We start from the raw sequence: 15,633 nt of genomic DNA, 5'->3' as shown, positions 1-15,633 counted from the left end.
ATTATAAGAGTTTTCTCAATGGTATTCGCTGACCTTTTACCGGATAACGATGGCACATCAATGCCAGCCAATGTAGTTAATGCTGGTTAATAAATTTTTTATCCGCTATTTGGCGATGTTGTCATCTCTTCGCCGAAATAGAGTGTCAATTAAGGTAATTTCATGAAAAAGCGTATTCTGGCTCCTGTCGTCATCGTCTCCGTCGCACTGATCCTCTCAGCCTGTACCACGAATCCTTATACCGGTGAGTCGCAAGCCGGTAAATCGGGTTATGGGGCCGGTATCGGGGCCGCGCTGGGGGCAGGAATTGGTATGTTGTCATCGTCTAAACATGATCGTGGTAAAGGTGCATTAATTGGTGCAGCGGCGGGCGCGGCATTAGGTGGCGGGGCCGGGTACTACATGGATGTGCAGGAAGCCAAATTACGTGAAAAAATGAGCGGTACCGGTGTAAGCGTCACTCGTCAGGGCGAGAACATTGTCTTGAATATGCCGAATAACGTTACCTTTGATACCAATAGCAGTAACCTGAAACCTGCCGGAGCCAATACCCTGACAGGCGTCGCCATGGTATTGAAAGAGTATGATAAAACTGCGGTCAATGTGACTGGTTATACCGACAGTACGGGTACACGCGCCCATAATATCGTGCTCTCGCAACAGCGGGCGGATAATGTGGCTAGCGCACTGATCGTACAGGGCGTCGCTGCCAGCCGTATCCGCTCTTATGGCGCTGGCCCCGATAGCCCAGTCGCGACTAACAGTACTGCCGCCGGTAAGGCGCAAAACCGCCGGGTTGAAATCACCTTAAGCCCACTGTAAACAACGGCAATATGCATCAATGCGATAAATATCAATAGTAAACATCGTGATAAAACATGCGGATAACGCCCCAAGGCTTATCCGCACTGCTCCCCATCTTTTCCTGGCGACAATCTCCCGGTCATCATAATTATTCGGGTCGGATGCGGTAAGTACAGCGGCGAGCACCAGATAAAATATGTTCAACCCGCTCAACCGGTACGCCCAATGCTTGCCGGAATACCGCCAGTTCAGCACGACAAAAAACCTGGCAACTGGTCGCTGCCGCACAAATTGGGCAATGGTTTTCAATCAACAAGATAGTGCCATCGGCCTCGACCTGCGATTGTGCCATATATCCTTCACGGGTGCGGATAGCCACCAGCCGCTCGACACGTTCAGCCACATTACTGGCTCCTACCATCGCCTGACAATATTGATCGCGAGTTTCCTGTTCACGGCTATCGATCAGTAACTCCAGTGCGTTATCGCCCAATTGGGTGCGAATTAAGCGCAATAGTTGCACTGTCAACTCACCATGGGCATCAGGAAAATGTGTATTACCGCTCTCGGTTAATTGCCATAACTGAATTGGCCGTCCCACACCGCGGGTTTGTGCTTCGGCTACCACTAGCCCTTCTTTGGCCAGTTTAACAAACTGCTGACGCGCCGCTTCACCGGTGGTGCCCAGAATGTTCCCCGCCTCGCTCGCTTGTAGTGGGCCGCGAGTTTTGAGCAGCAACAGCAGCCGTTCACCGACTGACTGTGGCTGGCTGGTCCCATGATCAATATTCATCTCTTCCCCGGTATCATTGAAACATTTTTTATTTTTGGCTCATGCATTGTTTATCTAATATGTATTGTTTATCTAACATGCATTATTTATCTAACATATATTCTTTATCTAAAAAGTCGCTGGCTCATTTATTCCAAGACCTTACTTGTTTAACTTTGCCATCGCAACAAAATCAACGTAATAGCGACACGCCTCGCAGGAGGTGAAAAAGCCTGATACCTCCGCCCGTACATAGCATACCCATCGGTAAATCGATGGGTATTTTCATCAATCATCACATTTTAGTGATGATTAGCGCTTGATCCCAAGGCCATGATCACTGTTATGCTGGCTTGAGTTCTTATCTAATAATTTGGGTTCTTACTGCTGTATTCTAAATAATTCGCTATGACCTAAATCATTCGAGTTACAGCAAGGTGGCAATTAAGCGCCCCCAAAAACTGACATTAACTCACTGATAGGGATGAGAGTGTGCAGGTAATTTGAAATATGACGAGTATTACTGGCTGGAGTGTGTGATGAAACCTTCTATTGTGTTGTACAAAAGTATTCCCACCGATCTGCATCAGCGTTTAGCACAACATTTTACTGTAAATAGTTTTGATGGCTTAACGCCGGATAATCAGCCAGAGCTATTGGCTGCCCTAGAACAAGCGGAAGGATTGATTGGTTCTGGCGGTAAAATTGATCAGAACTTTTTACAATTAGCGCCAAATTTACGGGCTGCCTCTACCATTTCTGTTGGTTATGACAATTTCGATGTTGATGCCCTGAATCAACGAGGCATTGCACTGATGCACACGCCAACCGTGCTGACAGAGACCGTGGCCGATACCATGATGGCGCTAATGTTGTCTACGGCGCGTCGGGTGGTTGAACTGGCGGAGCGGGTGAAAGCCGGTGAATGGCAAGAGAGCATTGGTGATGACTGGTTCGGTGTTGACGTTCACCATAAAACCATTGGTATTCTGGGCATGGGTCGTATTGGCATGGCGTTAGCCCAACGGGCACATTTTGGTTTCAATATGCCCGTGCTGTACACCAGCCGCCGCCCCCACGAAGCAGCAGAACAGCGTTTTGGTGCCCGCCACTGTTCACTGGATACCCTGCTGGCTGAGGCCGATTTCCTGTGTATTACCTTGCCGATGACGGAACAGACCTACCATATGATTGGTCGTGAGCAACTGGCAAAAATGAAATCCAGTGCAATCCTGATTAATGCGGGCCGTGGACCTGTGGTAGATGAACAGGCACTGATTGCAGCCTTAAAAAATGGCACGATCCACGCCGCGGGGCTGGATGTCTTTGAGCAAGAGCCGCTGCCTGTGGATTCGCCACTCCTGACGCTACGTAATGTGGTTGCTGTACCACACATTGGTTCTGCCACCCATGAAACCCGCTACAACATGGCGGCTTGTGCGGTTGATAACCTCATCAATGCCCTCACCGGCACGGTAAAAGAGAACTGTGTAAACCCACAGGTGCTAACAACTCACTAAATTAACATCCGCCCGTCAATTCTATTGGCCCTCCCTGTTTAGCGGGTCAATAGATGTTTATCAGGCCAATAGATATTTGGCTGGTAAATAGATATTTGGCTGGTCAATAACGTTTTGCCGAACCGTGATAACGGCCCTTTTTTTGGGGGTGTTGCCGCCTCAAATCCTTATCCTCCGCCCCCCTCCTCCCTACAAAAACTGCTCAGGGATGAGGCTATTTCTTCGCCAAGCGGCACACTGAATCTGCCTCAAACTTTATACGCTTCTCGAACCCAATATTAGGAAGACGCGCCATGAAACGTCTCACACTCCCCTTGCTACTGGTTCTTTCACCGGCCGCGATGGCGAACTGGTCCCTACAGCATTTCCCGGCTTTTATTGAACAGGACAGCGGTATTTTTCTCAGTAGCAGCGCACTGACCAAAGGCGAATACCCTCTAAAATTTTATCAGGGCAAACAGTGCTGGCAGCCAACCGGGCCGGTAAAGCTAAACCAAATGCTCTCGTTGCAGCCTTGCCAGGATAATATCGCGATACCGTGGCGGTTGTTCCGTGATGGCCAGTATCAAGCGCGAATCGATACCCGTAGCGGCACCCCGACGCTGACCTTGAGTGTCACCGCACCCGTAGCGAAGGCAGTCCAGGTCGTCACCCACAGTTGCCAACGCTGGGATGGCAATCCTGTGACCGTGGACGTCAGTAAAACCTTTGCCGAAGGTGAAATTGTACGGGATTTCTATTCCGGCCAAACAGCAACCGTTTCCCTCGGCAAAATTACGCTACGACCCGCCCCAGAGAGTGGTGGTTTACTGCTGTTGGAATCGGCCCAAACACAGCAAGCCGCGCCTTTTAGCTGGCAAAACGCTACGGTCTATTTTGCCCTGACCGACAGATTTAATAACGGCAACCCAGCGAACGACCATAGCTATGGCCGTCATGGCGATGGTATGCAGGAGATAGGAACGTTTCACGGTGGCGATTTGGCGGGGCTTACCGAGAAGCTGGATTATCTGCAACAGCTTGGGGTCAACGCACTGTGGATCAGTTCTCCACTGGAACAAATTCACGGCTGGGTCGGCGGGGGGACCAAAGGCGACTTCCCACATTATGCCTATCATGGCTACTACGGGCTGGACTGGACCCGTCTGGATGCCAATATGGGTACCGAACAGGATTTACGCACACTGGTTGAACAGGCGCATAAACGCGGCATTCGCATCCTATTTGATGTGGTGATGAATCATGTGGGTTATGCAACGCTGGCGGATATGCAGAACGACCAATTCGGGGCGCTCTACCTGCAAGGCGATCAGCAGGAAAAAACCTTGGGTAAGCGTTGGAGCGACTGGACCCCTGGCAGCGGGCAGACCTGGCACAGCTTTAATGATTACATCAACTTCAGTGATAAGAGCGCTTGGGATAATTGGTGGGGTAAAAAGTGGATCCGCACCGATATTGGTGATTACGACACCCCCGGTTATGACGATCTGACGATGTCGCTGGCCTTCCTACCCGATATCAAAACAGAATCGACGCAGCCCAGCGGTTTGCCCGTGTTTTACCGTAACAAACCGGACACCGCAGCCCAAGAAATCGCCGGTGCGACACCCCGTGATTATATGACGCATTGGTTAAGCCAATGGGTACGCGATTACGGCATTGACGGTTTTCGGGTTGATACTGCCAAGCATGTAGAGAAACCCGCCTGGCAACAATTAAAGCAGCAGAGCATCGCGGCACTGGCCGAATGGAAAGCCGCACATCCAGAACAGGCGCTGGATAATCTACCATTTTGGATGACCGGAGAGGCCTGGGGCCACGGTGTCATGAAAAGTGATTACTACCAAAATGGCTTTGATGCCATGATTAATTTTGATTTTCAGGATCAGGCAAATCAGGCGCTGGCATGCTTCTCATCTATCGATAATACCTACAACCAAATGGCGGAGAAACTGCAAAACTTCAATGTGTTGAGCTACCTCTCTTCTCACGATACCCGGTTATTCTTTAAAGACGATGCACAACAGTCACTGGCAAAACAGCAGCGAGCAGGCTCTTTACTGTTGTTGGCTCCGGGGGCAGTACAAATCTTCTACGGTGATGAAAGCGGGCGGAAGTTTGGCCCAACTGGCTCCGATCCGTTGCAGGGTACCCGTTCGGATATGAACTGGAGTGAGCTATCGGGGGGAAAAGGCGCACTGTTGGCCCATTGGCAAAAAGTCAGTCAATTCCGCGCCCGTCATCCCGCGATAGGCGCTGGTGTACAACAATCGCAACAAACCGCCAATTACTATGCCTTTAGCCGCCAACATCAGGGCGATAAGGTTCTGGTCGTTTGGGTCGGTGATAGGAACTAATATCTGGAGCTAACCGTGCGGGCGCGTATGGTTAGCATAATGAGGCAGTCAAATTCCGCAGCTACCCCCTGCGACGTCAAGGACGAAGGGGATCCCCGATCGCTAAATAACGTTCGGTCACCAGTCACATGCAATTCCGGGCATAAAAATACAAACTCAACGTCTGTTTCTGCCGTCAATTGATCTGTAGCATTAGGATAAATACAAAATACGGAACCTTTACCACATTTATCTACACGCTTATCTTTAAACAAGAAATATCTTATTTATATTATTTTTACTGGTCATTTACATAATCAACTATATACTTAGAAACTTAATTTATTTCTTTTTATAAAGAATGATAAAATGACAATAACTAAACACTATTTTTCTATATTATCCAATTTAAATGCAGAAGGCGTTGATCTTCTAATGAAAAATAGAATCGCATTTCTAATAGGGTCTTTTATTATTGCACTATTTATTGGTTTTAATTTATATTACCACATGATATATTTTTTATATGGTAGTAAAGCCATACTGGCTTATGATATTTTTACCTTGATGACATCAAATGCAATTAATGCATTACTTCTTTCAATCAGCGTCACAATTTCCTATTTACCCTTACTTTTCATTAAAGAGGGTGCCATTCAAAATAAAATGGTCTTTCCCTTCTTATCGTTATCTTTTTACTTTATTCTTTTATTAACGTTAACCCTTAGTCACTTTATGGTCAGAACATCTCCTTATGCTAACCATAATGTAATTCATGGATATGATTTAATTATTGCCTGTAACATTATACTTAGCTCAATTATAAATCTCTTCCTTATAAGGAAAGTGATAAATGTATTTTCTAAAACTGATAATTAGGGCATACAAACTTTCTTTTGACTCGTACGGGGAAGAAAGCAAACTTGAATATGCATTATTCCTAATATTTCAGTTATGTTGGTACTCATTATATTTTTTTGTTCTCTCAAAAGAATCATTTTCTATCTTGTTAACACTGCTATTTATAGTGCCTTTGATTTCTAGTAGCATTAGGTGTCTAAACTATCTTGGAAGAAGTAAATCCATTGCTCTCCTTTGGCTTTTTATGCCTTATTTCATGATAATAATCCCCTTACTCCTTAGAAAAAAAGGTTAATGCTTTCCTCTTGCCATTTCATGGTTTTTTACTTTTTTAGCCAGATTAGTTTATTATCCCGCTCTGAATATGTATGGCGATATTTTCACGCAGTCAGAAGAAATTCTTCCGCATTGCGTCCGCTTTTATCTGCGAGTATGGTACTTGTTCACTTACAGATAACAATACATTTTCATTTATGAAGTTTTCACTTTTCGGCGACAAATTTACCCGTTATGCGGGCATTACCAGATTGATGGATGACCTCAACGATGGCCTGAGAACACCGGGTTCTATCATGCTTGGTGGCGGAAATCCGGCACATATCCCTGAGATGGATACCTACTTCCAACAACTGTGTCAGGAGATGCTAACAGAAGGCAAGTTAACCGAGGCATTGTGTAATTACGACGGGCCGCAAGGTAAAGACTTGCTGCTAAAAGCACTGGCAAAAATGCTGCGCGATGAGCTAGGTTGGCAGATAGAGCCACAGAATATTGCACTGACGAATGGCAGTCAGAGTGCATTTTTCTACTTATTTAATTTGTTCGCTGGCCGTTATGCCGATGGTAGCCGCCGTCGGGTGCTGTTCCCACTGGCGCCAGAGTATCTGGGCTATGCTGATGCAGGTCTGGATGAGGACTTATTTGTCTCCGCCAAACCGAATATTGAGCTGTTACCCGAGGGCCAGTTCAAATATCACGTGGATTTTGAACACCTCAATATTACTGATGATATTGGCTTAATATGTGTATCAAGGCCCACAAATCCCACAGGTAATGTCATTACTGACGAAGAGTTAATCCGCCTTGATGCTATCGCGCAGCAACGTAATATTCCGTTATTGATTGATAACGCTTATGGCGTCCCCTTCCCTGGTATTATTTTTACCGACGCCACACCGCTGTGGAACCCGAACGTCATCTTGTGCATGAGCCTGTCAAAACTGGGCCTACCAGGTTCACGATGCGGGATTGTTATTGCCGATGAAAAAGTGATTTCGGCCATCACCAATATGAACGGTATTATCAGCCTGTCACCAGGCGGTATGGGGCCAGCGATCGCCGCCGAAATGATTGAGCGTGGTGATTTATTGCGCTTATCCAACGAGGTGATCCGCCCGTTTTACTTTGAGCGAGTACAGCAGACCATCGCTATCTTACGCCAATACCTGCCCGCTGAACGCTGCCTGATCCACAAACCCGAAGGCGCTATCTTCCTCTGGCTGTGGTTTAAAGATTTGCCAATTAGCACCGAACTACTCTATCAGCGCCTGAAAAAACGTGGCGTTTTGATGGTACCGGGCCACTACTTCTTCCCCGGTCTGGGCTATGACTGGCCACATACTCACCAATGTATGCGAATGAATTATGTGCCAGCTCCGGAAAAGATTGAAAAAGGTGTGGCGATCTTGGCAGAAGAGATTGAACGGGCGTTTCAGGAAGCGAAATAACTTACTGATTAATCTCTATACGGTTAACCCTCCGACAGGGTGAATCACCGTTACCCCCTTCACCAATACGCACAGGGCAGCCAATTACGCTGCCCTGAAGTTTAATAGCCCGCGAATTAACGCTCTACAACGTCCAGAACAATACCGCCAATATCTGTGGTGACATGATTCGTAGAAACATCGCCAGCGGGTACACTGTCGCATAAGACAACGCCGCCGCACCGCTGGTCGGGTGCAGACCATTGGCAAAGGCCAGCGCGGGTGGATCCGTCATCGAACCCGCTAACATGCCACATAGGGTCAGATAGTTCATCTTGACCAACATGCGTGCCAAAATGCCTACCGTTAGCAACGGTATCCCGGTGATCATCGCACCATAACCAATCCATGCCAGCCCATCACCATTGACCAAAGTATTAATAAAATCACCGCCGGATTTCAACCCGACCACTGACAGAAACAGCACTATCCCCAATTCACGCAAGGCCAGGTTAGCACTCGGTGGCATAAACCAATACAGCTTACCAATGCTACCAATCCGTCCGAGGATCAACGCCACCACTAGCGGACCACCCGCTAGCCCTAAACGTAATGCCGCCGGAAACCCTGGAACAAACAGCGGTATCGACCCCAGTAAAACCCCGAGACCGACACCGATAAATACTGGTAACATCTGCACCTGTTGCAATTTTTGCTGCGCGTTCCCCACAACCGCGGACACCGCTTCGATAGCTTCAGGACGGCCCACCAAATTGAGGATATCGCCGAATTGCAGGCTGGCACTGTTACTGGCGACCAGCTCGATACCCGCGCGATTAAGACGAGTAATCACCACGTCATACTTCTGTTTCAGATTAAGATCGCGGATTTTTTTACCTAGTACCGCCTCGTTGGTCACCACCACTCGAGCCGTTTGCAACGCCGTTCCTGCCGTGGATAACGTAACATCAACCTCTTCACCCACAACTAACAGCACTTTCTCCAGCGCATCCCGTTGCCCAACCAAATGCAGATAATCCCCAATTTCAATCACCGTGGCTGGCATGGGCACCATCAGTAAATCGCCACGCTTCAATCGTGAACAGACCACCTCATCGCTGTTCAGCAATGGCACATCTTGTACCGATAAACCATGTAGATTGGGGTTACGCACCGCAACGTTCATGGTTTGCAGCAACTCGCGGTTTTGCCCGTAGCTGCTGTCGAACGCTTTCGCTTCACGATCGATATTGATTTTAAAGAATAAACGAATCAGCCACATCACCAGTAAAATGCCACAAATACCAAATGGATACGCCATGGCGTAACCCATCCCCATTTGGCTAACCAGTTGTGGCGGCGAACCTAAATCGGTAAGAATTTGCTGAGCCGCGCCAAGTGCCGGAGTATTGGTTACCGCACCCGAAAATACACCCAGAATAATCGGCAGCGGCACGGCAAACAGCTTATGAATAATCGCTGTCACTAACCCGCCTACAACCACCATCAGGATGGCGAAGCAGTTAAGCCGCAACCCCGATACCCGTAGTGAAGAGAAGAACCCCGGCCCGACTTGAATACCGATGGTATACACAAACAGAATCAGGCCGAACTCTTGAATAAAATGCAGCATATCTCCGTTAAGGACGATCTGATAAGTTTGTGCAAAATGGCCCACAATAATGCCGCCAAATAACACCCCACCGATACCTAACCCCACACCATAGATTTTCCAATTACCGATCCATAACCCCAATACGGCGACCAGCGCCAACATACTGACGGTAAGGGCGATAGCACTCATAAATCACTTCCTTGCCTAAGTTTAAAAATAGGTTGGCCACTTCTACTCCCACAGGGATTCTCTATTCTCACCAGCATCATGATTGCCTCAGATGCTATGCATGGCCTTAAATTCTTACAATTAGTAGGGATTCTGTCAGAAGGGGGGGAGGTTAAATGTGGGATACGCCACAAAATGCACCGGAGAGCGGGGAATCTCTCCGGTGTAAAGACAAACAGGGGGAAAAAGCATAATGCTAAAAACACACAACAGAGGGTCGTGCAATAAGAGGTAACCACCGGTACCCCGGGCAGAGGGTACCGGTCATCATAACGACACGTTAAAACACTAACTTTTAAACCAACTTATCAAAACCACAAGGTCACTTAACAACCATTACTGCTGGTCAGGTGCTGCCGGGCTTTCTAATACCTGGCGCTCCTGAGGTGCGGCACTGCCGATGGCAATACGCTGTGGTTGCAGTGCTTCCGGCACCTGACGCAGTAAATCAATATGCAGCAGGCCATTTTCAAACTGGGCATTATCAACGTTCAGATGCTCAGCCAAGGTAAAGGTCAACGAGAACTCTTTACGAACCAGCCCTTGATGCAGGTATTCAACCTGTTTCTCTACTGGTGTTGGCTTACCACGTACTGTCAGGCGTGGGCCTTCGACTTCAATATCTAATTCGCTCTGTTTAAAACCGGCTAACGCCAGTGAGATGCGATAGTGGTTATCGTCAGTTTTTTCAATGTTATAAGGAGGGAAGCCTTGTGGCTCCTGACCGCCCTGCATTGTACTGGCCAGTTTATCAAAGCCAATCCACTGACGAAGTAAAGGTGACAAATCATAATTACGCATATACGTTAACTCCTTCTTTGAAGCGAGATAATAGGCAGCCACGGATTAACGTTATATAAACAGTCCGTGACCGGTCAGCCCCCGATTACGGCAGGCCAAACGCTGTTATTAAATATACCTGTCGTCTTTCAAGATGCAGGGGTTAGCTGCCTTACTCACCCCAGTCACTTAGTTATCTAAGCTCCTGAGGATTTACTCGGTTGCCGCCTACCGGCCTCTTGAATTAACTTGGGTATATGTAACTAATTCACACTATTAAAAAATCTATATAAGGACTGATTACTTAATTTCAATACGGCGTGGTTTCAAACTTTCTGGCACCAGCCGCTCAAGATCGATATACAACAAGCCATTCACTAAATTGGCACCTTTAATTTTAATGTGTTCAGCCAACTGGAATTTCCGTTCAAAGTTTCGCTCGGCGATACCTTGGTATAAATATGTGCGTTGTGCAGGCTCATTGGCATGAGAACCTCGAACAATCAACAAATTGTCCTGAGTAGTAATCTCCAGCTCCTGCTCTGCGAAGCCTGCCACCGCAATGGCAATACGGTAGTTATTTTCGTCAACTAATTCGACGTTATAAGGAGGGTAACCGCCATTACTTTGGTTCTGGCCGGATTCTAATAAATTAAACAACCGGTCGAAACCGATAGCGGAACGATACAATGGAGCAAGATCGGAATTACGCATACAAACTGCCTCCTAAATAGATTAGCAAGGGTGTTATCACACTTTATAATTAAGCCTTCCACTCTAGACAGGCCTATGGTCTGAATACCCTATCGGCGTATTCTCTTCGACCTGATAATAAAGTGGGTGCACTCTTCTTTTTTTCAAGCGAAAAATCAAAAAAATTTCGCAAAAAAATCTCATTGGAAAATACAGGCGGTAAATATTCGATGAAATGGCCTCTATCACTTATACTTAAGCAAAAATAAGTCCAGAAGATTGAATTTTTGACTATAGGAAGTGTCTGTAAGAGAGTGTGACAATGAAAGACAAAACCTGACACTGACGTCGTGGGTTAATCACTTGGTGATGAGAGCCGAATAACATAATGAGAAATATCGTTATCCCTTTTGCTACTGGTTGTTCGCTGCTGCTGACCAGCGGTTGTTCCAGTATTTTGACCCACACCAGCAGTAGCCAAGGCTATTACTCTGGCACCGAAGCCAATATCGCCATGCTCAAAGATGACGATACCGGCTGGGCACTACGCCCCTTACTGGCAGTAGACCTGCCTTTCTCCGCCGTGATGGATACCCTATTCCTGCCCTACGATTATCTGCGTTCAGACAGTGAGGACAAAGTGGCCAGTTCACCGCGTGAACGTGTCCGGCAATCCGAGATACAGAACCAGCAAACCAATCAGACAGGTGATACGCCAAAACAATAGATCCTCTCAACCCTCTCCAGCCAATAGATCTTGTCGCTGCTAATCAGCATGCACAGTAAAGATTTGTGCCCATCCATCGATCTCACGCATGAACGCGATCTTTTTGCCATTTGGTGAAAACACCACAGCGTCAGCCAACGGGGCCACCACGCTGCGAGCCGTCAGCCGCCGTAAATGTCCGGTTAGGCTATCGCACAACATCACGCTGTTATCGCAAATAAAGGCCAAATGCCCTCCCTGTGGACTCCAACTAAATGCAGATTGAATCCCCCATTGACTCGCTGTCAGTTGACGCAGTTCACCGCCATTAGGAGAGATCAACCATAACTGCACCACACCGTTATCATCTTTCATCAGGCAAGCAATGGCACGGCCATCCGGCGATGAGCGCAACCAGTGGCGTGGACAGGTTGCCAGCCCAGGGAAACGTCGTTCAGTGGTGTAGGTTAGCCGCCGCTGGATCTCGCCCGCAGGCGGCGCGGGTAGCGTGTTTTCCGTTCCCTCAAGTGGGTGCGTACCGGCACGTGCATAATCTCGATCATACTCAGGCAAATCAGCAATAAAAATTTCAGGAACCTTCTCACCCTGTGCGGAAAAGGTATCGCCGATAAATGCCAGTGCCCAACGCTGGCGAGTACCATCAGCCCTTACGTAACCCCGTTCCCCTATCCAACCTTCCTCATAAGCACGATTAATCTGGTCGCTACCGGCTTGCGGCGTAGGCGTAGTGCAACTGATCAAGACACAAAAGTGGCTGCCATCGTGCTCACGAGGGTGGTGTTTCGGAGGATTCACACCACGTAACGGCAGGGCAACACCAACGTTGCGGCAATCCAACGCTGGATCCCGTTCATGCAGTACATGGTCGTTATACGTAAAGCTGAGGCGGCTACCATCAGGGCTAAAAACATGCACATGACTGCCTCCCCGTAACGCACCGGGGGTATATGGTGCCGTGATATCCATGGCATCTAAGGTCACCGCCAGTTCTCTATCCGGCTCGGACACAATCACCCCACGCCGATGATGGAAATCGTAGTGCCAGTGGCTATCCGGGTGTTCCGGCCCGTGGATAAACACATAGCGTGCGGGCATATCAGGACTCACGGTCACCACCCCGACATGAGCACCCTGTTGAGCACGATAAATCACCTCAATTTCACCGGTAATACAATTTACTCGCTCAATCGTTAAGCCGTTAAAAGTCCCACCGTTAGGGCGCACATCATAAGCCAACCACTGGCTATCCGGGGTCCAGATATTGATATTGGTGAGCTGATGGCCTCTGGGATCAAAGGTAAGCTGCTGTTCCGGTAAGAAATGGTGTTTTTGCGCATTCATATTTTCAACTCTTTTATGCTTTTAATTCTTTTATGATAAGTTGCAAATGACATTTTTTGCTAAATATGTGTGCCATTATGGCATACAGAACGCCCCGTCATATTTTGACGTATATACCCTAAATAATTCGAGTTGCAGGAAGCAGCTAGCGCGCAGACAACTTGCTGTACCACGGATATATTGAAAATAAAATTTAAAGGAATCGAGATGAATACGTTGTTTGATGCCATCAAAGAGGCCCACCAGATATTACGCCCACAAGTGAGAGTCACGCCGTTGGAGCATAGCCCGCTACTATCTCAACACAGCGGTTGTGAGATCTATCTTAAATGTGAGCACCTGCAGCACACCGGTTCTTTTAAATTTCGTGGGGCCAGTAACAAGTTACGTTTACTCAATGATGCACAACGCCAGCAAGGTGTGATCACCGCCTCCACCGGTAACCATGGGCAAGGTGTGGCGCTGGCCGCAAAACTGGCGGGGATTAAATCCACTATTTACGCCCCAGAACAGGCGGCAGCCATCAAGCTGGATGTTATCCGTGCACTGGGTGGTCAAATTGAATTAGTCCCCGGTGATGCCTTAAATGCTGAACTGGCCGCCGGTATCGCCGCTGAGCAACAAGGTAAAGTGTATATCTCACCGTATAACGACCCGCAGGTCATTGCCGGGCAAGGCACCTGTGGCATGGAGATGATCGAACAGCAGCCAGATCTTGATGCGGTGTTTGTTGCCGTTGGTGGTGGTGGCCTGATTTCAGGTATTGCGACCGTATTGAAAACATTATCGGATAAAACACAGGTGATTGGTTGCTGGCCGGTCAATGCCACCAGCCTATATACCTGTCTGGAAAAGGGACAAATTCAGGAGGTGGCAGAGCAAGAAACGCTGTCTGACGGAACCGCCGGTGGTATCGAACCGGGGGCTATCACCTTCGCACTGTGCCAGCAGTTAATCGATCAGAAGGTGCTGGTGAGTGAGCAAGAAATCAAAGAGGCCATGGGTCTGATTGCCCGTACTGACCGCTGGATGATTGAAGGTGCCGCCGGTGTGGCACTGGCTGCGGCACTGAAATTGGCTCCGCAATGGCAAGGTAAGAAAGTGGCGGTGGTGTTGTGCGGTAAGAATATTGTGCTGGAGAAATATCTGGGAGCTGTCAGCGGATGCTAATTCTAAATAAACAACAGATTCTCGACAAATTCGATGCTGATCGCATCACATTACTGCTCAAAGAGGGATTTATTGCTTTTAGCCAGCAACGAGTCCAGATGCCTCCAGTGCAGCATTTACTGTTTGATCATGCCAATGGTGATTGCTGTATTAAAAGTGGTTACTTACAGGGCGATGACCAGTTTGTAGTGAAAGTCTCCGGTGGATTTTATGATAATCCCGCTCAAGGCTTAGCCAGCAATCAAGGATTGATGATGGTGTTTTCGGCACAAACCGGTGAACCACAAGCGATCTTACTGGATGAAGGCTGGCTAACGGCGCTACGCACAGCACTGGCCGGGCGAATTGTCGCCGAGCTTTGTGCGCCACAGCACATCAGCGCCGTTGGTATCGTGGGAACAGGAATACAGGCGCGGCTGCATCTGATGTACCTGAAAAATGTGATAACTTGCCGCCAGCTATGGGTCTGGGGCCGCAGTGAAACTGCATTAGAGGAGTATCGCCAATATGCGCAGGCAGAGGGCTTTGAAGTCAACACTACGTTGAATGCCGCAGAGCTGGCCCATCACAGCCAATTTATTGTCACAACCACACCCAGCAAGGAGCCAATTTTACAGGCTGAGGATATCCAGCCGGGGACACATATTACGGCGGTTGGGGCAGATAACGCGGGTAAGCACGAGCTCTCCACCGAGTTGGTAGCGAGAGCCGATAAAATTCTGGTGGATTCAATTGTGCAATGTACCGATTTTGGCGAAGTTTCGTTGGCATTTAAGCAAGGGCTATTGGCCCATCACAGCTTAACTGAGATCGGTTTAGCTTTAGTGCAAGGCATCCCTTTTCGAGATAATGAACAACAGATTACCTTGGCGGATTTAACCGGATTGGGGATTCAGGATGTGCAGATAGTGAAGGGGATTTTGGGAGATAAAAAGGGGGTGTTGTGAATCCCGGAGATCTCAGTTGGTGATCGGGTTTCGGTTGATGGTGGTTTGGTGGTTTGGTGGTTTGGTGGTTTGGTGGTTTGGTGGTTTGGTTCTGGTGATCGGGTTCGGTTGTTATGGCTTTACAGCTCACCTG

General features: G+C 48.0%; 13 protein-coding genes. 8 read left to right on the top strand and 5 right to left on the bottom strand.

Going from position 1 to position 15,633, the window contains the following annotated elements:
- Positions 1–162: 162 nt before the first annotated feature.
- Entirely contained in the window at positions 163–822 is a 660-nt protein-coding gene (locus AC971_RS14550) for an OmpA family lipoprotein (RefSeq protein WP_025381937.1), read from the top strand.
- Between the two features lie 130 nt (positions 823–952).
- Here AC971_RS14550 and AC971_RS14545 read toward each other — a convergent pair whose 3' ends face one another.
- Entirely contained in the window at positions 953–1,597 is a 645-nt protein-coding gene (locus AC971_RS14545) for a helix-turn-helix transcriptional regulator (RefSeq protein WP_025381938.1), read from the bottom strand.
- Between the two features lie 518 nt (positions 1,598–2,115).
- On the opposite strand from AC971_RS14545, the gene ghrB reads away from it, so the two are divergent.
- The 4 genes from ghrB to AC971_RS14520 all read left to right on the top strand — a co-directional run bounded on the left by ghrB (position 2,116) and on the right by AC971_RS14520 (position 8,020).
- The gene (gene ghrB / locus AC971_RS14540; protein ID WP_025381939.1) at positions 2,116–3,096 is read left to right on the top strand and encodes a glyoxylate/hydroxypyruvate reductase GhrB; all 981 of its coding nucleotides are present in this window, start codon (positions 2,116–2,118) and stop codon (positions 3,094–3,096) included.
- Positions 3,097–3,389: 293 nt separating this feature from the next.
- The gene (locus AC971_RS14535; protein ID WP_025381940.1) at positions 3,390–5,453 is read left to right on the top strand and encodes an alpha-amylase; all 2,064 of its coding nucleotides are present in this window, start codon (positions 3,390–3,392) and stop codon (positions 5,451–5,453) included.
- A 414-nt stretch (positions 5,454–5,867) separates the two neighbouring features.
- Positions 5,868–6,311: a hypothetical protein gene (locus AC971_RS14530; protein ID WP_025381941.1), complete on the top strand. Its 444-nt coding sequence runs from the start codon at positions 5,868–5,870 to the stop codon at positions 6,309–6,311.
- A gap of 455 nt (positions 6,312–6,766) precedes the next feature.
- The gene (locus AC971_RS14520) at positions 6,767–8,020 is read left to right on the top strand and encodes a valine--pyruvate transaminase (protein ID WP_025381943.1); all 1,254 of its coding nucleotides are present in this window, start codon (positions 6,767–6,769) and stop codon (positions 8,018–8,020) included.
- A gap of 124 nt (positions 8,021–8,144) precedes the next feature.
- On the opposite strand, the gene AC971_RS14515 is transcribed toward AC971_RS14520, so the two are convergent.
- The 3 genes from AC971_RS14515 to ibpA all read right to left on the bottom strand — a co-directional run bounded on the left by AC971_RS14515 (position 8,145) and on the right by ibpA (position 11,336).
- Entirely contained in the window at positions 8,145–9,803 is a 1,659-nt protein-coding gene (locus AC971_RS14515; protein WP_025381944.1) for a putative transporter, read from the bottom strand.
- 375 nt (positions 9,804–10,178) lie between these two features.
- Entirely contained in the window at positions 10,179–10,643 is a 465-nt protein-coding gene (ibpB, locus tag AC971_RS14505) for a small heat shock chaperone IbpB (RefSeq protein WP_025381946.1), read from the bottom strand.
- Positions 10,644–10,922: 279 nt separating this feature from the next.
- Complete coding sequence (gene ibpA, locus AC971_RS14500; RefSeq protein WP_002209636.1) at positions 10,923–11,336, bottom strand: small heat shock chaperone IbpA; 414 nt, start codon at positions 11,334–11,336, stop codon at positions 10,923–10,925.
- A gap of 367 nt (positions 11,337–11,703) precedes the next feature.
- Between ibpA and AC971_RS14495 the strand changes: the two genes are divergently transcribed.
- Positions 11,704–12,042, top strand: a complete 339-nt coding sequence (locus AC971_RS14495; RefSeq protein WP_025381947.1) for a YceK/YidQ family lipoprotein — start codon at positions 11,704–11,706, stop codon at positions 12,040–12,042.
- A 39-nt stretch (positions 12,043–12,081) separates the two neighbouring features.
- On the opposite strand, the gene AC971_RS14490 is transcribed toward AC971_RS14495, so the two are convergent.
- Complete coding sequence (locus tag AC971_RS14490; RefSeq protein WP_025381948.1) at positions 12,082–13,383, bottom strand: YidR family protein; 1,302 nt, start codon at positions 13,381–13,383, stop codon at positions 12,082–12,084.
- Positions 13,384–13,590: 207 nt separating this feature from the next.
- On the opposite strand from AC971_RS14490, the gene AC971_RS14485 reads away from it, so the two are divergent.
- Complete coding sequence (locus AC971_RS14485) at positions 13,591–14,553, top strand: threonine/serine dehydratase (protein WP_025381949.1); 963 nt, start codon at positions 13,591–13,593, stop codon at positions 14,551–14,553.
- Entirely contained in the window at positions 14,547–15,500 is a 954-nt protein-coding gene (locus AC971_RS14480) for an ornithine cyclodeaminase family protein (protein WP_025381950.1), read from the top strand. The genes AC971_RS14485 and AC971_RS14480 overlap by 7 nt, the downstream gene beginning before the upstream one ends.
- Positions 15,501–15,633 lie beyond the last annotated feature (133 nt).

The organism is Yersinia similis (assembly GCF_001053095.1).
Lineage (GTDB): Bacteria > Pseudomonadota > Gammaproteobacteria > Enterobacterales > Enterobacteriaceae > Yersinia > Yersinia similis.
The sequence above is the reverse complement of the archived record's forward strand: the minus strand, read 5'-3'. Positions and strand labels throughout refer to the sequence as shown.